At 55.4% G+C, this 381-nt stretch carries 1 pseudogene; it reads right to left on the bottom strand.

Annotated elements, in window-relative coordinates:
* Positions 1 to 381: pseudogene (locus ACMWL8_RS25135) on the bottom strand (IS5-like element IS903 family transposase); the annotation flags it as partial.

Below are 381 nucleotides of genomic sequence, written 5' to 3'. Positions count from 1 at the left end.
AGCGACGGTTGTAATCTGTTGTCCATTTCCACCGCGCATTACTCCCGGTCATTCGCTGATTAGCCACTGCACGGTTACGGTCTGCATATTCACCGGGCCAGTAACCCGCACCTTTTCGGGGAGGGATAAGCGCGCTGATTTTCTTACGCCGCAGTTCATCGTGACATAGCCGGGTATCGTAAGCGCCATCGGCGGCGGCTGACCTGATTTTCCGGTGGGTTTGCCGGATTAACCCGGGGAAGGCCTCTGAGTCCGTAACGTTGTTCAGCGACAGGTCAGCGCAGATGATTTCATGTGTTTTACTGTCAACGGCGAGATGCAGCTTACGCCAGATACGGCGGCGTTCCTGGCCATGCTTTTTGACTTTCCACTCGCCTTCAC

Origin of the sequence: Enterobacter sp. 04-C-12-SI-ECC (assembly GCF_047530715.1) — a bacterium.
Classification (GTDB): Bacteria; Pseudomonadota; Gammaproteobacteria; order Enterobacterales; family Enterobacteriaceae; genus Enterobacter; species Enterobacter bugandensis.
This window is presented reverse-complemented; position numbering and strand designations above follow the sequence as displayed.